A 19,335-nucleotide genomic window follows, 5' to 3' on the forward strand; every position below is an offset into this window, starting at 1 on the left:
TATGGCCGATTTATCTATCGAATTTGCAGGAATTAAGTCACCCAACCCATTTTGGTTAGCGTCTGCGCCACCTACCGACAAAGCTTACAATGTTGAGCGCGCTTTTGAGGCGGGTTGGGGCGGCGTGGTATGGAAAACCCTTGGCGAAGATCCTGCAGCGGTAAACGTATCTTCACGCTATTCAGCGATTTACGACAATAATGGAGAAGTATCTGGCTTTAACAATATTGAACTGATTACCGACCGAAGCCTAGAAGTTAATTTAAAAGAAATTGAAGCAGTTAAAAAAGCTTGGCCCGATCGCGCATTAGTAGTGTCGCTGATGGTGCCTTGCGAAGAGGAATCGTGGAAGAAGATAGTTAAGTTAGTTGAACAAACAGGCGCCGACGGTTTAGAGCTAAACTTTGGTTGTCCTCATGGGATGCCTGAGCGTGGTATGGGGGCGGCTGTAGGGCAGGTGCCTGAATATGTAGAAATGGTCACTCGATGGTGCAAAACCTACAGCAAACTGCCAGTGATTGTAAAACTTACGCCTAATATTACTGACATTCGTTTCTCAGCTCGCGCTGCTAAGCGGGGCGGCGCCGATGCCGTTTCGGCGATTAATACCATTAACTCAATTACTGGGATTGATTTAGACCAAATGTCTGCTCGCCCAATGGTAGATGGTAAAAGTACCCACGGCGGATACTGTGGACCAGCGGTAAAACCTATTGCCCTGAATATGGTGGCTGAAATTGCCCGTGATCCCGAAACTGCAGGATTACCCATTTCTGGCATAGGCGGCATCGGCAATTGGCGTGACGCAGCGGAGTTTATTTCCCTGGGTTCAGGCAGTGTACAAGTGTGTACTGCAGCAATGATTTATGGTTTTAGGATCGTCACCGAGATGCAACAAGGCTTGTCTAACTGGATGGACAGTAAGGGCTATAAAAAAATTTCTGACTTCCAAGGTTTGGCTGTGCCAAATACCACCGACTGGAAGTATTTAAACATGAACTACAAAGTGGTGGCCGACATCGACAATGATAAGTGTATTGGCTGCGGGCGTTGTTACATTGCTTGTGAAGATACCTCTCACCAAGCCATTGACCGTAAAGTTCGCGAAGACGGCAGTGTGGCCTTTGAAGTGATTGAAGACAAATGTGTGGGTTGTAATCTTTGTCAGATCACCTGTCCGGTGGATAGCTGCATTAAGATGGAGCAAAAAGATGCCGATAAACCTTATATGAACTGGACTCAAGACCCACGTAATCCTTACAAAGATGCTTCTTAAAAAGCAATTAGGCTTGCTCTGCTATGCGGGGCAAGCTAACAACAAGGAGAGATTACAGTGATCACAAGGTACAGTAATAAACCGGTGGCTTACGCGTTTTTAAAAATATTGGGGAACTTACCAATAGAGTTGGTATTCGCGAGTGGATTTGAACCACCGACCCCTACCATGTCAAGGTAGTGCTCTAACCAACTGAGCTACGCGAATATCGTTTTAGATTTTGGTACAACCGAGTGGATTCGAACCACCGACCCCCACCATGTCAAGGTGGTGCTCTAACCAACTGAGCTACGGTTGTATAGTGAGGTTTTAGCCTACGCGGAGAAAGGTACTGTAACTGCAGGCATGCGTCAACTGCTGATAATGATTATGCGAACTGAATGTTCAATGATTAAACAGTGCTTCTGTAATTAGCATAAACAAACTCAAAAGCATGAAAAGATGTTGCCTTAAACTTACGTGCAGCTATCAAGTATTTGCATCCATTGTTTTACGTGTTTGCGGTTAGCCTGTTTAAATTCTAAATGTATAGAGTTTACGCGTACTAATAGTTCGGCGTGTGACTGCTGCATTAGTGGAGACAAAGAATTTAAAACAGCATTGGCACTTTGATCGAGCTCGGCAAGATAGTCTTGCACCTTTACTGTATAAACCTTAGTTAGAATGTTACGTAAGATATCGTAATCGGCTTTGCTTTCTTGGCAGGAGAATTGACGAGCATCTAGCGCCATGGTGACCTTGTTTAACCAGGCACTAGTTGCATTAAGCTCTTGAAGGAGAGCCAAAATACTTGCGCCTTTTTGCAGCTTTTCACTTAACTGCAGAAGTTGTTTCTTGTTTATGCTGTGGCTGGTGACCAGCTCACCGTGTATGTGGCTCAACTCTGTTAAGTTTGTAGCAAGCGCTCTGTAGGAAGGAAGCGGATTTTTGCCAATAGCTTGTTGGCTAGACCACAAGTGCCTAATGCTTAGTTCGTTAACCAAAAAGTTGTGCCAGTAAACATTAATTGCTGCACGTTTTGTAACTAGTATGTGTTGTAGCGAGGCTTTTAGCTGAGGCTCAAGGTGGTTGTTGGCCAAGCAAGTTTGTAGCCCGGTTATCAAATCAATATGCCAAACCAGTGTGTAGTCGGCACTAGCATGTTTACCTAAGCTCGAATTCTTCTCGAAAACCAGTTGGTCTAATCCGCAGTGTTTAAGGGTAATGCTGTCTAGCAGTGATAGTGATAACTCTGGCTCTTTTTTTAAGTAGCTCCGCCAATAAACTTGCGGAAGTGATTCGGTTTGGTTCGGAGCCTTTATTGAAATGGAAAGCACTCTATTTAACCTAGCGCTATAATCTTGAAAAAGCCGCTCACTAAGCGGCTTTTGCCAATAAATTAGCCCATAAGAAAATGCACCTATACCCAGTGCTAATAATGAGTAAACAACACGCTGTTTTTTGCTCATGCTTCCTTGTTTATTAAGTGAAGTTTGTCTGGGTTATTGCTCGCCCAAATTAGTCGCCAGCACAAGCCAATAGCGCAGGCAGTTAGTGCTAGTACTATGGCTATCCAAAAACCGATCACTCCCATTGGCTCTTCGGTTAAATAATCGGTAAATGTAAGTATAGATCCAACACCTAAACCAATTGGCCAAAAACTAATTAGGGTAACGATTAAAATGAAACGAGTATCTTGATAACCCCTAAGCGCACCGGCACAACATACCTGCATTGAATCTGATAGCTGATAGGTGGCCGCTAACAAAAATAGTGGGGCTGCAATGGCAGCTACGGTGGTGTTTTCCGTGTACCAAGCGATAATGTCGTGACGAAATACGATAGTCGCAGTAGCTATAAACAAGGTAATGATAATGGAAAGAATAATTCCGCTATAGGCGCATACTTGCGCTTTATCTAGCGACTTTTCACCCATAAAATTGCCAACACGAATAGTAAGCGCGATGCCAATGCTTAATGGCAACATAAATACCATTGAGGTGAAGTTAAGCGCAATCTGGTGAGCTGCCACAATGTCTGCGCCAAGTGGCGATAACAGCAAAGCAATCATAGAGAACAGCGTTACTTCAAAGAATATGGCGCCGCCAATTGGCAAACCTAATTTGAATATTCGCGATACGATTGGCCAATCAATCCCTTGATATCGTTCAAACAAGTTAAGCGGTAACAAGGTTCTACTTCTGGTAGCGTAAATCAGCATGGCTACAGCCATAAACCAATTAACCATTGCCGTGGCAACACCACAGCCAGCGCCACCGAGTTTTGGCATGCCAAACAAACCATTAATAAAGATGTAGTTTATCGGAATGTTTATTAGCAAGCCCATTATGCCAATCATCATAATGGCTTTAATGTTTGAGCAGGCCTCGTTCACTCCTCGCAATACCTGGTATAAAGAAAAAGCAGGCAATCCAAAACTAACAAAATACAAGTATTGCTTTGTTAGACCAACTAACTGCTCTTCGACATCCATAATGTTAAAAACATTAGGCGCAAACCATAAAATGGCCCAAGCAGCAGCGGCAAGAAACATTGAAATCACCAATGCTTGGCGAAATATGTTTCCGCCCTTATGTGCTTGTTTAGCGCCAATTTGATAGGCAACTAGAGGCGTAACAGCCATTAATATGCCTTGTAGTAACAAAATAATTGGGTTAAAAAAGCTAGCGGCAACAGCCACAGCGGCTAAATCGGTAGGGCTTACCGAGCCGGCCATAATTGTATCAACAAAACTCATACCGGTTATGGTAAGTTGAGCAACTACAATTGGCCCTGCTAGCCGCAGTATGGCAAAACACTCTTTGGAAAATCGTTGTTTAAAACCCAGGAAAAAATGCTTCATGTTCACCGGAATTGTTCAGAATAAAAGAAAAGTAGTCAAAGTCGAGTTATCACCAGGATTCATGCGGCTCTGGATTGATTTAGCGGATACCGAAGGCTTGAAAGTAGGCGCTAGTGTGGCCGTAAACGGAACCTGTTTAACGGTGGTAAACATTAGCGAACAAGGTGTTCAATTCGACTTGATTCAAGAAACGCTAAGTCTAACAAACTTAGGCACAATAAAAGAAGGGGATTTAGTAAATATTGAACGCGCAGCGAAGGTAGGGGACGAAATCGGTGGTCATCTTGTCTCTGGCCATATTCATAGTACTGCTAAAATAATTGAGTTGTTACCAACAGAAAACAACTTAGCGATTCATCTAGCCTTAGATAAGGCGTGGCGCGACTATGTTATCTATAAGGGCTTTGTGTGTGTTGATGGCGCCAGTTTAACGGTTGGAAAATTGAGTGAGCAGGGGTTCTGGCTGCACATTATTCCCGAAACCTTGCGGGTTACTACTCTAGGTGACAAGCAACTAGGTGATTTAGTGAATATTGAAATAGACAGCGCAACTCAGACAGCGATTGATACCATCAAAAACTTAGCGGCAAGCGGTGACTTGAAACGCTGGTTAAGTTAAAAGTACTGCTCGTCGTCGGCGTCTACAAAGGCCAATAATTTATCGTTGCTTTCATCAAGCTGTAAACGGCAATGTATTGGGTTACAACATACTCGACAGTCTTCATAAAAGTCTTGGTCACCGTTACTCGCATCCAAAATAAGGGGGGTGTGGTGACCGCAAGTTGGGCAAGAAATCATTTTTTCGACATAGTTTTTCATAACAACTACTCCAATATGTCCACTGTCTAATTATGGTTCAAAATGGTTAGTTCAACGAGTATCAAGATCAATAAACCATAAGCTATTGAAGTTATCTGCTCAGACCTTTAATATTGCCCATCTTTTAAGTGCATTAAGTACTCAATTTTATCGACTAAATCATGTGATGTTTGGTAGGCATCACCACTGTATGAGCAAGGATAAATATGCCAGTTATTACTCTTCCTGACGGTAGTCAACGTCAATTCGAAAACCCAGTTTCAACTATGGATATCGCAGCCGATATCGGCCCAGGCTTAGCTAAAGCGTGTATTGCTGGCCGTGTAAACGGTGAACGTGTAGATGCCTGTGAACTTATATCTGAAGATGCTCAAGTAGCGATTATCACCGCTAAAGACGAAGATGGTTTAGAAATCATTCGTCACTCTTGTGCTCACTTATTGGGTCATGCCATTAAGCAAATGTGGCCTGAAACTAAAATGGCTATTGGTCCTACTATTGATAATGGCTTTTACTACGATATTGATTTAGAGCATTCGCTTACTCAAGAAGATATTGAAAACCTTGAAAAACGCATGAAAGCCCTGGCTAAAACTAACTACGATGTAGTTAAAAAGACAGTGCCTCTAGCGGAAGCCAAAGCGGTATTCGAACAACGCGAAGAACCTTACAAGCTTGAGATTATTGAAGGTATTGAGGCGAGTGCTACTCCTGGGCTTTACCATCACGAAGAATACGTAGATATGTGTCGCGGTCCACACGTACCTAACATGAAGTTCTGTCATCACTTTAAATTGATGAAGGTAGCTGGGGCATATTGGCGTGGCGATAGCAAAAACAAAATGTTGCAACGTGTATATGGCACCGCATGGGCAGATAAAAAACAACTAGCTGCATACTTAAAACGTCTTGAAGAAGCCGCTAAGCGCGACCACCGTAAAATTGGTAAGCAGCTAGACCTTTACCACATGCAAGAAGAAGCCCCAGGTATGGTGTTCTGGCATGACTCTGGTTGGACGATTTTTCGTCAGTTAGAAACTTATGTTCGTGAGCAGTTAACTAAGTACGATTATCAAGAAGTAAAAGCACCACAAATTATGGACCGTAGTTTGTGGGAGCAATCTGGGCACTGGGATAAGTATTCAGATGCAATGTTTACTACTCAGTCAGAAAGCCGTGAATACGCGGTTAAGCCAATGAACTGTCCGGGTCATATTCAAATCTTTAACCAAGGGTTGAAGTCTTACCGTGACCTTCCATTGCGCATGGCTGAGTTTGGTTCTTGTCACCGTAACGAACCATCTGGTTCTTTACATGGTTTGATGCGTGTGCGTGGCTTTACTCAAGATGATGCACACATCTTCTGTACTGAAGACCAAATTCAAGATGAAGTTGCTTCGTGTATCGACATGGTTTACGAAACATACAAAACCTTTGGCTTTGAAGAAATTGAAGTGAAACTTTCTACTCGTCCAGAACAGCGAGTAGGTGACGACGAAACTTGGGATAAATCTGAAAAAGCCTTGGCTGATGCATTAGCATCAAAAGGTATCGAATTTTCTTATTTGCCGGGTGAAGGTGCGTTTTACGGCCCTAAAATTGAATTCACACTTCACGACTGCCTAGATAGAGCATGGCAATGTGGTACTGTTCAGTTAGATTTCTCAATGCCAGGTCGTTTGTCTGCCTCGTTTGTTGGAGAAGACAATGAACGCCATGTACCGGTAATGATTCACCGAGCCATTTTAGGTTCACTTGAACGCTTTATTGGTATTTTGACAGAGGAATATTCTGGTTTCTTCCCAACTTGGTTAGCACCTCGACAGGTTGTTGTCATGAATATTACTGATAAACAGGCTGATTTTGTCCATCAAGTAGTAAAAAAATTAAATAAACAGGGCATTAGAGCCATTGCGGACTTGAGAAATGAGAAGATAGGCTTTAAAATCCGCGAACATACTCTAAAGCGTATTCCTTATTTGTTAGTTGTCGGCGATAAAGAAGTCGAAAGTAATGAGGTTGCGGTTAGAACTCGTAAGGGTGATGACTTAGGGAAATTTGCAGTAGACAAGTTTGTTGAGCAAGTTAAGCAAGAAATCATCAATCGTGACAATAATTGTATTGAGGTATAAATTATAAAAACCGGAAGACGTGGTCAGCAACAAGCTGCAAGAGCACATAAGATAAATGAAGAAATTCAAGCTCAAGAAGTACGCCTTAATGGCTTAGATGGCGAGTCCATTGGCATTGTAAGTTTGAATGAAGCGCTAAACATTGCCGAAGAGTCTGGCGTAGATTTAGTTGAAATTAGTCCGAATGCTGAACCACCTGTTTGTCGGGTCATGGATTACGGTAAGTTCATTTACGAAAAGAGTAAATCTGTAAAAGAACAGAAGAAGAAGCAAAAACAGATCCAGGTTAAGGAAATAAAATTCCGACCAGGAACTGACGAAGGCGACTATCAGGTAAAACTACGCAACCTGGTTCGCTTTCTAGAAGAGGGTAATAAAGCTAAAGTAACGCTACGTTTCCGTGGTCGTGAAATGGCACACCAAAGCTTAGGCTTTGATCTTTTAAATCGCATTAAAGGTGATTTAGAAGAGCTAGCAGTTGTGGAAGCTTTTCCAAAAATGGAAGGTCGCCAAGCTGTTATGGTGTTAGGCCCTAAAAAGAAGTAACTAAGGCATCCAAGTAACAAGCAGCTTACTTTAACGAGTAAGCTGTTTTTGTTCGCCTTTAGTTATATGTTGTTAAACTCGCAATGCGGAGTGCATGTAAATGCCAAAAATGAAATCGAACAAAGGCGCAGCTAAGCGCTTTAAGAAAACTGCTTCTGGTGGTTTTAAATACAAACAAGCTGGTCTTCGTCACATCCTGACTAAGCGCCGTACTAAGGTAAAACGTCACCTTCGTCCGAAGGGTATGATTGCTGCATCTGATGTTGCATCAATTGTTCGCATGTTGCCGTACGCATAAGTTTAGAGGAAATTAAGAATGGCCAGAGTTAAACGCGGTGTACAAGCACGTGCACGTCATAAGAAAGTCTTAAAACAAGCCAAAGGTTACTACGGAGCACGTTCACGTGTTTATCGCGTAGCCTTCCAAGCGGTAATTAAAGCGGGTCAATACGCTTACCGTGACCGTCGTCAGCGTAAACGTCAATTCCGTCAACTATGGATTGCACGTATTAATGCTGCTTCTCGTCAAAATGGTTTGTCTTACAGCCGTTTCATTGACGGACTTAAAAAAGCATCTATCGAAATCGATCGTAAGATCCTAGCTGATATTGCTGTTTTTGATAAAGCAGCATTCACAGTATTGGTAGAAAAAGCAAAAGCTGCTTTATAAGTTTTATCAAGTTTGTAAAAAGGGAGCTTAGGCTCCCTTTTTTTATTACCATTTTTTCAACAAATTTGGCCTTAATCTCAGCAGTTTAAAGCATCAACTTCCATTACATTTTAGCGTCTGCTCAAATACCCAACAAACTCCTATAAAAATCCTTAGCAAACAAGCTTCCGCGCTAGCCATCAGCGACTCATTAAAGTACTATTTCCGGTCTTATTAAATACTAAAAATCAGCCGTTCCCTTGGTGGAATATGAGGAAATCATGCTAGATCTTGATGCGCTAATCAATCAGGCGAAGACTCACATAGAAGCAGCTTCTGCGATTAACGAACTCGATACCGTTCGCGTAGAATACCTAGGTAAAAAAGGGTTAATGACTAAACAGCTACAGGGACTTGGCAAATTATCGCCTGAAGAGCGTCCTCAAGCTGGTCAACTTATTAACCAAGCTAAACAAGCTATCCAAGAAGCATTGAATCAAAAGCGTGAATTATTGGTTCAACAAGAATTAAACGCAAAATTGGCGGCGGAAACCGTTGATGTAACGCTACCAGGTCGTACCGATGAGATTGGTGGTTTACATCCTGTTACTCGAACAATTGAACGTATTCAAACGTTTTTTGGCGAGTTAGGTTTTCAGGTTAAATCTGGCCCAGAAATCGAAGATGGTTTCCATAACTTTGATGCACTGAATATTCCCGAGCATCACCCAGCACGTGCTGACCACGATACTTTTTATTTTAATCCCGATTTGGTATTACGCACCCAAACTTCTGGTGTACAAATCCGAACCATGGAAACCGAAAAGCCGCCAATCAGAATTATTTCTCCTGGCCGCGTATACCGCAACGATTACGACCAAACGCATACGCCTATGTTCCATCAGGTTGAAGGTTTGATGGTAGACAAGAATGTTAACTTCACCGAGTTAAAAGGCGTGTTGTACGATTTCTTGCAAAACTTTTTTGAAGAAGACATGCAAGTGCGTTTTCGTCCGTCATATTTCCCGTTTACCGAAACATCCGCTGAAGTTGATGTACTAGGTAAGAATGGTTGGTTGGAAGTTTTGGGCTGTGGCATGGTGCACCCAAATGTATTACGCGCAGTAAATATTGACCCTGAAGAGTACACTGGCTTTGCCTTTGGCATGGGTGTAGAGCGTTTAACCATGTTGCGCTACGGCGTTAACGATTTACGTTCATTCTTCGAAAACGATTTACGTTTCCTAAAACAATTTAATTAAGGGTTAATTGAGATGAAATTTAGTGAATCCTGGCTAAGAGAGTGGGTTAACCCTAGTAATTCTCGCGACGAGTTAGCAGAACAAATTACTATGGCCGGCCTGGAAGTTGATGGCATAGAGCCAGTAGCGGCTGATTTTAACGGTGTAGTTATTGGCGAAGTGGTTGAATGTGGCCAACATCCCGATGCAGATAAACTTCGTGTTACCAAAATCAATATTGGCGCTGAAGAGTTGCTTGATATTGTATGTGGCGCACCAAACTGCCGACAAGGTCTAAAAGTAGCCGTTGCAACTGTTGGAGCAGTATTACCGGGCGACTTTAAAATCAAAAAAGCGAAGTTACGTGGGCAGCCCTCTCATGGCATGCTTTGCGCCTACAGCGAACTGGGCATTAGTGACGAATCCGACGGTATTATGGAATTGCCTAGTGATGCTCCAATCGGTACCGATTTACGTGACTACTTAAAGCTAGATGATGTAATCATTGAAGTAGATTTAACGCCTAACCGCGCAGATTGTTTAAGCCTACGAGGTTTAGCGCGAGAAGTTGGTGTACTAAATCAGTTAGACGTAGCAGAACCACAATGGCAAAACGCTGAAGTAACAATTAACGACACGTTTACAGTAAATGTTGAAGCTACCGAACAATGCCCACGTTATTTAGGTCGTGTAATTAAAGGCGTAAATGTAAAAGCAGCAACACCGCTATGGATGCAAGAGCGCCTGCGCCGCAGTGGCATTCGCTCAATCGATCCGGTTGTAGATATCACCAATTACGTGTTAGTTGAGCAAGGGCAACCTATGCATGCCTTTGATTTAGCTAAACTAACAGGCTCTATTGATGTACGTTTAGCTAACGATGGTGAAAAGCTGGTTTTACTCGACGGTAATGAAGTTGAGCTTAAAGAAAACACCTTAGCTATTTGTGACCAAACTGGTCCAATTGCAATGGCGGGGATTTTTGGTGGCGAGAAAACTGGTGTAACTGAAACTAGCCAAGACATTTTCTTAGAGTGTGCTTTCTTCAGTAAATTGGCGATTACCGGTAGAGCGAGACAGTATGGTTTGCATACAGACTCATCACACCGTTATGAGCGAGGCGTAGATTACCAACTACAAAACCAAGCTATTGAGCGCGCTACTCAACTTCTTGTTGAAATTTGTGGCGGTGAAGTTGGCCCTGTTGTTGAGTCTGGTGACCAAACTAAATTACCTAAAGCGAAGACAATTACTCTACGCCACGCGCGCTTGGAAAAAGTTGTTGGTTATAACTTTGCTAAACAGCAAGTTAGTGAAATCCTCACTCGCTTAGGTATGTCGGTAACAGAAACAGAACAAGGTTGGGATGCGACAGCGCCTAGCTATCGTTTTGATATGGATATTGAAGAAGACCTAATCGAAGAAGTTGCTCGTATTTACGGTTACAACAACATTCCAAATGTTTCTCCAGTTGCTTCATTAAAAATGAGTCAACATCAAGAAATTGAGCTGCCAGCAACAAAATTACGTCAGCTACTTTGCGCCCGCGGCTACCAAGAAGCAGTGACTTACAGCTTTGTAGACCCTAAGCGTCAACAACTGTTGCACCCACAGCAACAAACAATGGTATTGCCACACCCAATTTCTGTAGAAATGTCGGTAATGCGCTTAAGTTTATTGACCGGATTGTTAGACACGGTTTCTTACAACCAAAAGCGTCAGCAATCTCGTGTTCGAGTATTTGAGTCCGGTTTACGTTTTGTTCCTGACCAAAATGCCGAAAATGGTGTTAGCCAAACACCAATGCTTGCAGGTGTAATTAGTGGTAATGCTAATCAAGAAGCTTGGAACAGCACTGAACGAGAACTCGATTTCTTCGATATCAAAGGTGATGTAGAAGCGCTGATTCAACAAACTGTTGATGCAGATTCTTTTAGCTTTGAAGCCACCCAGAACCCAGCGCTACATCCTGGGCAAGCGGCAAACATTTTGCGCAACGGAGAAGTGGTTGGTTACGTTGGTGCTTTGCATCCTCAGCATCTTAAAGCATTTGGCTTGAGTGGTAAGATATTTGTGTTCGAATTGGTATTAGCCGCCGTTACTCAGCGTAAATTACCAGATGCCCAGCCAGTTTCTAAGTTCCCGGCTAACCGTCGCGACCTTGCTTTATTGGTATCGCAACAGGTAAAAGCTAGCGATTTATTAAATTGCATTAAGAAAGTTGGCGGAAATCAATTAGTTGGCGTAAACTTATTCGATGTATACAAAGGGAAAGGCATTGCAGACGATATGCAAAGTATTGCGATCAGTTTAACCTTGCAAGAGCAAAGCCGTACCCTAGAAGAAAAAGAGATTGCCGCTACAGTTGATAGCATTGTAGAGGCGTTACGTACAGAGTTTGACGCATCCTTGAGGGACTAGTTATGGCATTAACTAAAGCTGACCTGGCAGAAAATTTATTTGAAAACTTAGGCTTTAGCAAAAGAGAGTCTAAAGAAGTTGTTGAAGCTTTTTTTGAAGAAATACGGGTGGCTTTGGAAAGTGGGGAACAAGTCAAAATTTCCGGTTTCGGTAACTTTGATCTAAGGGAGAAGAATCAACGCCCTGGTCGTAACCCGAAAACGGGAGAAGACATCCCCATCTCTGCGCGTCGAGTAGTCACCTTTAGACCTGGGCAAAAGCTCAAGAGTAGGGTAGAGAACGCCGAACCTAAATAGATGTTTAGGGTATTAAAAAGGAAGCCAATTGGCTTCCTTTTTTTTGGTTTATATTTTTAAGGCGTGTAGTTTAGTGATTTAAAATCTGGCTCAAAAATAGTTTAGTTCTATCAGACTGAGGGTTTTCAAAAAACTCTACCGGCACGTTTTCTTCGATAATTTCGCCTCTATCCATGAAAATTACACGGTCAGCGACTTGTTTAGCAAAGCCCATTTCATGGGTTACACACAGCATTGTCATGCCTTCGTCAGCAAGTTCTACCATTACATCTAATACTTCGCGTACCATTTCGGGGTCTAATGCTGATGTCGGTTCATCGAATAACATGATGGAAGGGTTCATACATAAGCTTCTGGCAATAGCTACACGCTGCTGCTGGCCACCAGAAAGTTGACCGGGAAACTTATCAGCTTGCTCTGGAATTTTAACCCGTTCTAAGTATTTCATTGCGGTAGCTTCTGCTTCGGCTTTAGGGATTTTTTTAACCCAAATAGGTGCTAAACAACAGTTTTGTAAAACGGTGAGGTGGGGGAAGAGGTTAAAGTGCTGGAAACACATTCCTACATCGCTTCTTACCGTTTCAATGCTCTTTAGGTCACTAAGTAGTTCGGTACCATTAACAATGATGTCGCCTTTTTGGTGCTCTTCTAAACGGTTAATACAGCGGATCATAGTTGATTTACCTGAACCTGAAGGCCCACATATTACGATTTTCTCGCCTTTGGTTACGGTAAGATCTAAGTCTTTTAGTACGTGAAACTCACCATACCATTTGTTCATCCCCTTGAGCTGAATAACCACTTCAGGGTTTGTTTGATTAGATGTCATGTAAAATTTCCTTATTAATGTCCTGTGTGTAGTTTCTTCTCAAGATGAATCGAATAGCGAGACATACCGAAACAGAACACCCAAAATACAAAAGCGATAAATACGTACATTTCTGTCGAGAAACCAAGCCATTCTGGATCTGCCAACGCAGATTGCCCAATAGCTAATAGATCGAATAAGCCAATAACCAGTACCAAACTCGTATCTTTAAACAGTGCAATAAAGGTATTAACAATAGAAGGAATGGTAATCTTCAAAGCCTGCGGCAGAATGATTAAACCCATCGACTGCCAATAGCTTAAACTAAGTGCTTCGCCAGCTTCGTATTGACCTTTAGGTATAGCTTGTAAACCACCACGAATAACTTCAGCCATGTACGCTGATTGGAACATAATGATGCCAATCATTGCACGTAACAATTTGTTGAAGTCAACTTCGGAGCCTACAAATAACGGCAACATTACTGAAGCCATAAACAACACAGTGATTAATGGCACTGCACGCCAAAACTCAATATAAATGGTACAAAAGCTTCGTACAATAGGCATATGAGAACGGCGACCTAGTGCCAGCAAAATACCAAACGGCAACGCTGCAACGATACCTACAATTGCCAACACTAAGGTTAGCATTAGCCCCCCCCACTGGTGAGTTTCTACTTTAGGTAAGCCGAATGAATCACCTAGCAAAAGGAAAAACACAATTACTGGGTAAATTACTAAGCTAAAAATAGCAATTTTAGGTTTGTGGGGCGTCTTCTCATATACCAACGCTGCTATTAGGAAGGTAAAAGTGACAAACACCAAATCTACTCTCCAACGCTCTTCAGTCGGGTAAAACCCATAAATAAGCTGTGAAAAGCGATCTGCAACAAATACCCAACACGCTCCATCGCTGGTACATGCTTCACGACTATTTCCTATCCAATCGGCCTCTAAAAATAGCCATTGAATAGCTGCCACTAATGGCGGAACGATAAGGTAAAGAATAAACAGGGTGAAAAAGCTATTTATCCAAGAAGAAAAAAGATTCTTCTTAAGCCATCCAACAAAACCCACACTGAGGTTAGGAGGAGCTAAATCAGGTTTAAATTGATGTACCGACATATTAACGCTCCACTAAAGCCATTTTCTTGTTATAAATGTTCATCAAAATAGAGGTAGTAATACTAATGGTTAAGTAAACCGCCATAGTTAATGCAATCACCTCAATGGCTTGTCCTGTTTGATTAAGGGTTGTTCCCATGAACACTGAGACCAAATCGGGATAACCAATAGCAGTCGCTAATGATGAGTTTTTAGTCAAGTTTAAGTATTGACTCGTCAATGGAGGAATAATTACCCGCATAGCTTGCGGTATAATCACCAATTTTAAAGCTTGCGTGCGCGTTAACCCTAGTGATTCTGCAGCTTCACTTTGCCCTTTGCTAACAGCCAAAATACCTGAACGCACAATTTCTGCTATGAACGCAGCCGTGTAGGTGGTAAGTGCAACAAGCAAAGCTGCTAGTTCGGGAATAATAACCATGCCACCTTGGAAGTTAAATCCTTTTAAGGCTGGGTAATCTAAAGAAATTGGCTTGCCCATTACAAAAAAGGTTAATAACGGAAGTAATATTATTAGAGCAGCTGATACTGAGAAAACCGGAAAGGGTTGGCCAGTAGCCATTTGGCGCCTTTTAGCCCACTTAGCGATAATGAACGAACCGATAATGGCAGCGATAAAAGCAAATACCACGATGTTCGAACCTGCTTCCATTACCGGACTTGGCATATACAGACCACGAACGTTAAGGAAAACGGCTTCCCCGATATGAGCACTTTGCCTTGGGCTTGGCAGCGCTCTAAGCACAGCAAAGTACCAAAAGAATATTTGAAGTAACAAAGGAATATTGCGCATGGTTTCAATGTAAACCGTGGCAACTCTAGATATAAGCCAGTTATTAGATAAGCGTGCTACACCCATAATAAAGCCGAGTATAGTGGCGAATATAATACCTAGTGCCGATATCAAAATTGTATTTAACAGTCCAACAACGAAAGTTCGGCCAAAAGTGTGGCTTTCATCATACTCAACCAACGATTGAATAATACCGAACCCTGCGGTTTGATTCATAAAACCAAAACCAGTGGTAATGCCACGTTGTTCTAAGTTGAAAAGCGCGTTACTGATGATGTAATAGAAAAAGCCAATAACACCGATAACGACGATAATTTGGAAAACTAGCGCTCTTACGTTGGGATCAAACCAGATCTTACGAAGACTATTTGCTGAGTTATCCTTTGAAGAAGGATGAGCAGCCATATAATGTAACCTAGTAATGTAGGATTAAAACGAAGAGAGCAGGGCAAGCCCTGCTCGAATTAAGGTAGAAATTAACGAATTGGTGGAGCGTATTGGAAGCCGCCGTCTTTCCAAAGGGCATTTACACCACGTGCAATACCTAATGGAGAGCCTTTACCAACGTTGCGGTCAAAAGAATCACCATAACTTCCTACTTGTTTAACAATGTTATATCCCCATTTGTCATCTAGACCTAAACCTTTACCTTTAGGGCCTTCTAAGCCAAGGATACGACGTACGTTAGGGTTGGTTGACTTAAGCATATCGTCCGCATTTGCAGAATTAAGTCCATACTCTTCGGCATTGATCATTGCAAATAGAGACCATTTAACAATGTTTAACCATTGGTCATCACCTTGGCGTACAACAGGTCCAAGAGGCTCTTTAGAAATAATTTCAGGTAGTACCATCGCGCTATCAGGTTTTGCTAACTTGATACGTAATGCATATAGTTGAGATTGGTCAGAAGTAAGCACGTCACAACGGCCTGCTTCAAAACCTTTAACGGTTTGGTCTGAAGTATCGAATACAACCGGGGTGTACTTCATGCCATGCTCGCGGAAGTAGTCCGCTAGGTTAAGCTCTGTTGTGGTACCAGATTGAATACAAACAGCAGCACCATCTAATTCTTTAGCACTAGAAACACCTAACTCTTTGCTTACCATGAAACCTTGGCCATCGTAGTAGTTAACACCGGCAAAGTTCAAGCCTAGTGAACTATCACGGGTCAAAGTCCAAGTGGTATTACGAGAAAGAATATCAATTTCACCTGATTGTAGAGCAGTGAAACGTTCTTTAGCAGTAAGTGGTGTGTATTTCACTTTAGATGCGTCACCTAGCACTGCCGCAGCTACCGCTCGACATACATCTACATCCAAACCTTGCCAGTTACCATCAGCATCTGGATTAGAAAAACCAGGTAAACCTGTACTAACGCCACATTGTAGGAAACCTTTAGTTTTTACATTTTCCAACGTTCCTTCTGCTGCACTTGCATTAGCAGCAAAGGCTAGAGCAACAGCAGCGACAGCGGCTTTAATATGCGTGTTTTTTAACATGTTTTCTTCCCTGTACAGTTTGTCTTTTTTGTGGGGTATATCACTCGAATAATTCACTTGAGTGCTAATTTGAACCAATAACAACATAAACATTCAAATATTAGGTGTCAACATTATTGTAACACCGTAATCGCAGTGGAATGCCGAATAACTGACCACCATCGCAAAACTATTCAATATAAATGAATATACTATCATGCAGTAACTGTTTTCGGCTGATCAAGTTTTTGTTGCGCTAGATCAAGATTAGCACAGCCAGCGATAATTCCCTGATTTAGTTAGCTTAAAAGTCCTAAAAGCGAGATATGTCGCAAAAGTTGGATTTTGAAAGGCAGTATGGAAGGAGAAACTAGATATTCTAATTTATGTCGAAATTCCTACTGGTTAGTATGTTAATTCTTAGTTACAAATGTACATTTTGTTGTATGTTACAACTTAAGTCGGATGGGGTCTTATGCTGAGTTACTATATATTTATAGTAGCTTCTACCTGAAATCGATGAAAAGAAGATGAATATGAAAAAAAATGTCATTGTTTTAACCGGAGCTGGCGTTTCTGCTGAGTCTGGCATCCAAACATTTAGAGATTCTGATGGTCTTTGGGAGAAACATCGAGTAGAAGACGTAGCAACACCAGAAGCATATCAACGCTCTCCAGACTTTGTAGACCAGTTTTATAATTTACGGCGCAGACAATTACAAGAAGAGAATGTGAAACCAAATCCTGCACATTACGCCTTAGCAGAACTGGAAAATCACGAAGACATAGAGTTATTGATTATTACTCAAAACATCGATGATCTACACGAGCGAGCGGGCAGCAAAAATGTCTTGCACATGCATGGCGAATTGCTTAAAGCACGCTGCCCAGTAAGCAATCAAACTACTATATGGAAGGAGGACTTGGGCAGTCATGTATTGTGCACTTGTTGCCAGTTCCCAACGCGGCTTAGGCCCCATGTAGTGTGGTTTGGTGAAATGCCAATAGGTTTAGATAGAATTTATCATCAGTTGAATCACTGTGATATATTTATGGCAATTGGAACATCTGGTCATGTTTTTCCGGCTGGCGGATTTGTTCATGAAGCAGCAAGTCACGACGCGCGCACTATTGAACTAAATCTTGAGCCGTCGGAAATGCAAAGTGAGTTTGGCGAACGTTATTATGGTCCTGCCAGCGAATTGGTACCAGAGTTTTTAAACGAACTCACCTCAAACCTAAGAGCTAATACTTGAAAAGAATAATCGTATCGGGATTACTAGCAGCATTTTTAATCGGATGTGAACAATCCCCAGAACAACAAGCGCAATCAAAAAACCTACCTCCGTTTGACGAAATAGAAAATGTTCAACAAAAAAAACAAACATTTACCAGTTTCATTACTCCGCTTATAGAAGCAAGTAATAATAAAATATTAAAGCAACGGGCAGAGGTAGAGGTTATAAGTGCTAAGTTAGTTAATGGTTCAAATCTATCTAGTAAACAAAAACAAATATTAAGCCAACTTACAGAGCTTTATCGAGTAGACCAATCATTAGATGAAAAATCCCAAGTTCAACACTTACTCGTTAAAGTAGACCTGATTCCACCAGCTTTGGTACTTGCACAGGCCGCAAATGAATCGGCTTGGGGAACGTCGCGATTTGCCCGTGAGGGTAATAACTTATTTGGACAGTGGTGTTATAAGAAGGGCTGCGGTTTAGTTCCTTTGAATCGAAACGATGGGGCTAACCACGAAGTAAGAAAATTCGATAGCGTGTATGAGTCGGTGAGTGTTTATATGAATAATCTCAATAGCCACCCGGCCTACAAGGGTTTTCAATTACAACGTAGTCTTGCTCGTGCGAGAGGTGAATTAGATGCCATCGAATTGGCTACACAACTCAGCAGCTACTCGGAACGCGGTCAAGCTTATGTAGAAGAGCTGCAACAAATGATGAGGGTTAACCATGAGCTTTGGCCAACCCGTACTCCTATTGTTGCGGGTTAAAGCTCTACTACTTGTACAACACTCGCTAAGCTGGCTTGGCTTGGCGGGTTTTCTAGTTCTGGCGCATCAAAACCAATGTCACCACCATCAATAATCCCGCTTTCGCGGTTTATTGACTTAAAGTCAAATTGTTGATGGTCAAGTAGATGAGAAGGCACAACGTTTTGCACTGATCTAAACATTGATTCGATTCGACCAGGAAAACGCTTTTCCCAATCGTTTAGCATTTGCTTAATCGCCTGGCGTTGTAGGTTTTCTTGGGAGCCACAAAGGTTGCAAGGAATGATGGGAAACGCTTTTAGCACTGCATATTTTTCCATATCACTTTCTTTGCAATAAGCCATAGGGCGAATAACCACATGTTTGCCATCATCGCTGACCAGTTTTGGCGGCATGGTTTTAAGTTTGCCACCATGGAACATATTCAAAAATAACGTTTCTAATATGTCGTCTCGGTGATGACCTAAGGCGATTTTAGTTGCTCCGAGTTCCGTTGCTGTTCTATACAAAATACCTCTACGCAAACGTGAACATAGCGAGCAAGTTGTTTTACCTTCTGGTATTTTGTCCTTAACTATTGAATAGGTGTCTTCTTCCACGATCTTGTATTCAACACCAAGACTTTTAAGGTATTCAGGCAAAATGTGTTCGGGAAAACCAGGTTGTTTTTGATCTAAATTGACAGCAACAACATCAAAGTTTATCGGGGCGTGGGCGCGTAAGTTTAAAAGTATGTCTAGCATGGCATAACTGTCTTTACCACCAGATAAACAAACCATTACTTTGTCGCCATCTTCAATCATGTTGTAGTCGGCAATAGCCTGTCCAACATGACGTCGAATTCGCTTTTGTAGCTTGTTGTGGTTGTATTGTTGTTTTGCTGTAACTGACAT

The 19,335-nt window shown here is 42.0% G+C and carries 19 protein-coding genes and 2 tRNA genes; 11 read left to right on the forward strand and 10 right to left on the reverse strand.

Annotation, left to right across the window (positions count from 1 at the left end; translation table 11 throughout):
• Position 1: 1 nt before the first annotated feature.
• On the forward strand, positions 2-1,276 hold the full coding sequence (gene preA / locus K5L93_RS19795) for an NAD-dependent dihydropyrimidine dehydrogenase subunit PreA (RefSeq protein ID WP_220721374.1): 1,275 nt from the start codon (positions 2-4) through the stop codon (positions 1,274-1,276).
• Between the two features lie 130 nt (positions 1,277-1,406).
• On the opposite strand, the gene K5L93_RS19800 is transcribed toward preA, so the two are convergent.
• The 4 genes from K5L93_RS19800 to K5L93_RS19815 all read right to left on the reverse strand — a co-directional run bounded on the left by K5L93_RS19800 (position 1,407) and on the right by K5L93_RS19815 (position 4,118).
• Positions 1,407-1,483, reverse strand: a tRNA-Val gene (locus K5L93_RS19800).
• Positions 1,484-1,497: 14 nt separating this feature from the next.
• Positions 1,498-1,574: transfer RNA gene (locus K5L93_RS19805), tRNA-Val, on the reverse strand.
• 157 nt (positions 1,575-1,731) lie between these two features.
• Complete coding sequence (locus K5L93_RS19810) at positions 1,732-2,724, reverse strand: DUF3080 family protein (RefSeq protein ID WP_220721375.1); 993 nt, start codon at positions 2,722-2,724, stop codon at positions 1,732-1,734.
• Positions 2,721-4,118 (reverse strand): MATE family efflux transporter, encoded by a 1,398-nt coding sequence (locus K5L93_RS19815; protein WP_220721376.1) that lies wholly within the window; start codon positions 4,116-4,118, stop codon positions 2,721-2,723. Before K5L93_RS19815 ends, K5L93_RS19810 begins: the two co-directional genes overlap by 4 nt.
• On the opposite strand from K5L93_RS19815, the gene K5L93_RS19820 reads away from it, so the two are divergent.
• Positions 4,117-4,737 carry a riboflavin synthase subunit alpha gene (locus tag K5L93_RS19820; protein ID WP_220721377.1) on the forward strand — a complete coding sequence of 207 codons (621 nt, stop codon included), beginning with the start codon at positions 4,117-4,119 and terminating at the stop codon, positions 4,735-4,737. The two genes, K5L93_RS19815 and K5L93_RS19820, sit on opposite strands and share 2 nt — an antisense overlap.
• Here K5L93_RS19820 and K5L93_RS19825 read toward each other — a convergent pair.
• Complete coding sequence (locus K5L93_RS19825; RefSeq protein ID WP_220721378.1) at positions 4,734-4,937, reverse strand: CPXCG motif-containing cysteine-rich protein; 204 nt, start codon at positions 4,935-4,937, stop codon at positions 4,734-4,736. The two genes, K5L93_RS19820 and K5L93_RS19825, sit on opposite strands and share 4 nt — an antisense overlap.
• Positions 4,938-5,143: 206 nt before the next feature.
• On the opposite strand from K5L93_RS19825, the gene thrS reads away from it, so the two are divergent.
• The 7 genes from thrS (at position 5,144) to ihfA (ending at position 12,222) form a co-directional block, all read left to right on the forward strand.
• Entirely contained in the window at positions 5,144-7,069 is a 1,926-nt protein-coding gene (thrS, locus tag K5L93_RS19830) for a threonine--tRNA ligase (protein WP_220721379.1), read from the forward strand.
• Positions 7,070-7,072: 3 nt separating this feature from the next.
• A complete protein-coding gene (gene infC / locus K5L93_RS19835) occupies positions 7,073-7,615 on the forward strand; it encodes a translation initiation factor IF-3 (protein WP_084681800.1) in 543 nt (180 codons plus the stop codon).
• A gap of 100 nt (positions 7,616-7,715) precedes the next feature.
• Positions 7,716-7,913, forward strand: a complete 198-nt coding sequence (gene rpmI, locus K5L93_RS19840; RefSeq protein WP_016401507.1) for a 50S ribosomal protein L35 — start codon at positions 7,716-7,718, stop codon at positions 7,911-7,913.
• Positions 7,914-7,931: 18 nt separating this feature from the next.
• The gene (gene rplT, locus K5L93_RS19845) at positions 7,932-8,285 is read left to right on the forward strand and encodes a 50S ribosomal protein L20 (RefSeq protein ID WP_016401506.1); all 354 of its coding nucleotides are present in this window, start codon (positions 7,932-7,934) and stop codon (positions 8,283-8,285) included.
• A 260-nt stretch (positions 8,286-8,545) separates the two neighbouring features.
• Positions 8,546-9,526: a phenylalanine--tRNA ligase subunit alpha gene (gene pheS / locus K5L93_RS19850; protein ID WP_220721380.1), complete on the forward strand. Its 981-nt coding sequence runs from the start codon at positions 8,546-8,548 to the stop codon at positions 9,524-9,526.
• Between the two features lie 12 nt (positions 9,527-9,538).
• Positions 9,539-11,926 (forward strand): phenylalanine--tRNA ligase subunit beta, encoded by a 2,388-nt coding sequence (gene pheT, locus K5L93_RS19855; RefSeq protein ID WP_220721381.1) that lies wholly within the window; start codon positions 9,539-9,541, stop codon positions 11,924-11,926.
• Positions 11,927-11,928: 2 nt separating this feature from the next.
• On the forward strand, positions 11,929-12,222 hold the full coding sequence (gene ihfA / locus K5L93_RS19860; RefSeq protein ID WP_016401503.1) for an integration host factor subunit alpha: 294 nt from the start codon (positions 11,929-11,931) through the stop codon (positions 12,220-12,222).
• 70 nt (positions 12,223-12,292) lie between these two features.
• Here the strand turns inward: ihfA and K5L93_RS19865 are convergent, their stop codons facing one another.
• From K5L93_RS19865 to K5L93_RS19880, 4 genes are all read right to left on the reverse strand, one after another.
• Positions 12,293-13,051 (reverse strand): amino acid ABC transporter ATP-binding protein, encoded by a 759-nt coding sequence (locus K5L93_RS19865; protein WP_220721382.1) that lies wholly within the window; start codon positions 13,049-13,051, stop codon positions 12,293-12,295.
• Between the two features lie 14 nt (positions 13,052-13,065).
• The gene (locus K5L93_RS19870; RefSeq protein ID WP_220721383.1) at positions 13,066-14,157 is read right to left on the reverse strand and encodes an amino acid ABC transporter permease; all 1,092 of its coding nucleotides are present in this window, start codon (positions 14,155-14,157) and stop codon (positions 13,066-13,068) included.
• A gap of 1 nt (position 14,158) precedes the next feature.
• Positions 14,159-15,355, reverse strand: a complete 1,197-nt coding sequence (locus K5L93_RS19875) for an amino acid ABC transporter permease (protein ID WP_220721384.1) — start codon at positions 15,353-15,355, stop codon at positions 14,159-14,161.
• Between the two features lie 71 nt (positions 15,356-15,426).
• On the reverse strand, positions 15,427-16,452 hold the full coding sequence (locus K5L93_RS19880) for an amino acid ABC transporter substrate-binding protein (protein ID WP_220721385.1): 1,026 nt from the start codon (positions 16,450-16,452) through the stop codon (positions 15,427-15,429).
• 515 nt (positions 16,453-16,967) lie between these two features.
• Between K5L93_RS19880 and cobB the strand changes: the two genes are divergently transcribed.
• Positions 16,968-17,687 carry a Sir2 family NAD+-dependent deacetylase gene (gene cobB, locus K5L93_RS19885; RefSeq protein WP_220721386.1) on the forward strand — a complete coding sequence of 240 codons (720 nt, stop codon included), beginning with the start codon at positions 16,968-16,970 and terminating at the stop codon, positions 17,685-17,687.
• Positions 17,684-18,442, forward strand: a complete 759-nt coding sequence (locus tag K5L93_RS19890) for a glucosaminidase domain-containing protein (protein ID WP_220721387.1) — start codon at positions 17,684-17,686, stop codon at positions 18,440-18,442. Before cobB ends, K5L93_RS19890 begins: the two co-directional genes overlap by 4 nt.
• Here the strand turns inward: K5L93_RS19890 and ttcA are convergent.
• A complete protein-coding gene (ttcA, locus tag K5L93_RS19895; RefSeq protein WP_220721388.1) occupies positions 18,439-19,335 on the reverse strand; it encodes a tRNA 2-thiocytidine(32) synthetase TtcA in 897 nt (298 codons plus the stop codon). The two genes, K5L93_RS19890 and ttcA, sit on opposite strands and share 4 nt — an antisense overlap.

Source organism: Agarivorans litoreus (genome assembly GCF_019649015.1).
GTDB lineage: Bacteria > Pseudomonadota > Gammaproteobacteria > Enterobacterales > Celerinatantimonadaceae > Agarivorans > Agarivorans litoreus.

Coding starts and splice junctions, on each gene's coding strand:
- K5L93_RS19870 (WP_220721383.1), bottom strand. CDS start 14,157: ATGTCGGTACATCAATTTAAACCTGATTTAGCTCCTCCTAACCTCAGT.
- K5L93_RS19825 (WP_220721378.1), bottom strand. CDS start 4,937: ATGAAAAACTATGTCGAAAAAATGATTTCTTGCCCAACTTGCGGTCAC.
- rplT (WP_016401506.1), top strand. CDS start 7,932: ATGGCCAGAGTTAAACGCGGTGTACAAGCACGTGCACGTCATAAGAAA.
- pheT (WP_220721381.1), top strand. CDS start 9,539: ATGAAATTTAGTGAATCCTGGCTAAGAGAGTGGGTTAACCCTAGTAAT.
- K5L93_RS19880 (WP_220721385.1), bottom strand. CDS start 16,452: ATGTTAAAAAACACGCATATTAAAGCCGCTGTCGCTGCTGTTGCTCTA.
- ihfA (WP_016401503.1), top strand. CDS start 11,929: ATGGCATTAACTAAAGCTGACCTGGCAGAAAATTTATTTGAAAACTTA.
- preA (WP_220721374.1), top strand. CDS start 2: ATGGCCGATTTATCTATCGAATTTGCAGGAATTAAGTCACCCAACCCA.
- K5L93_RS19815 (WP_220721376.1), bottom strand. CDS start 4,118: ATGAAGCATTTTTTCCTGGGTTTTAAACAACGATTTTCCAAAGAGTGT.
- pheS (WP_220721380.1), top strand. CDS start 8,546: ATGCTAGATCTTGATGCGCTAATCAATCAGGCGAAGACTCACATAGAA.
- K5L93_RS19875 (WP_220721384.1), bottom strand. CDS start 15,355: ATGGCTGCTCATCCTTCTTCAAAGGATAACTCAGCAAATAGTCTTCGT.
- rpmI (WP_016401507.1), top strand. CDS start 7,716: ATGCCAAAAATGAAATCGAACAAAGGCGCAGCTAAGCGCTTTAAGAAA.
- thrS (WP_220721379.1), top strand. CDS start 5,144: ATGCCAGTTATTACTCTTCCTGACGGTAGTCAACGTCAATTCGAAAAC.
- ttcA (WP_220721388.1), bottom strand. CDS start 19,335: ATGTCAGTTACAGCAAAACAACAATACAACCACAACAAGCTACAAAAG.
- K5L93_RS19810 (WP_220721375.1), bottom strand. CDS start 2,724: ATGAGCAAAAAACAGCGTGTTGTTTACTCATTATTAGCACTGGGTATA.
- cobB (WP_220721386.1), top strand. CDS start 16,968: ATGAAAAAAAATGTCATTGTTTTAACCGGAGCTGGCGTTTCTGCTGAG.
- K5L93_RS19865 (WP_220721382.1), bottom strand. CDS start 13,051: ATGACATCTAATCAAACAAACCCTGAAGTGGTTATTCAGCTCAAGGGG.
- K5L93_RS19820 (WP_220721377.1), top strand. CDS start 4,117: ATGTTCACCGGAATTGTTCAGAATAAAAGAAAAGTAGTCAAAGTCGAG.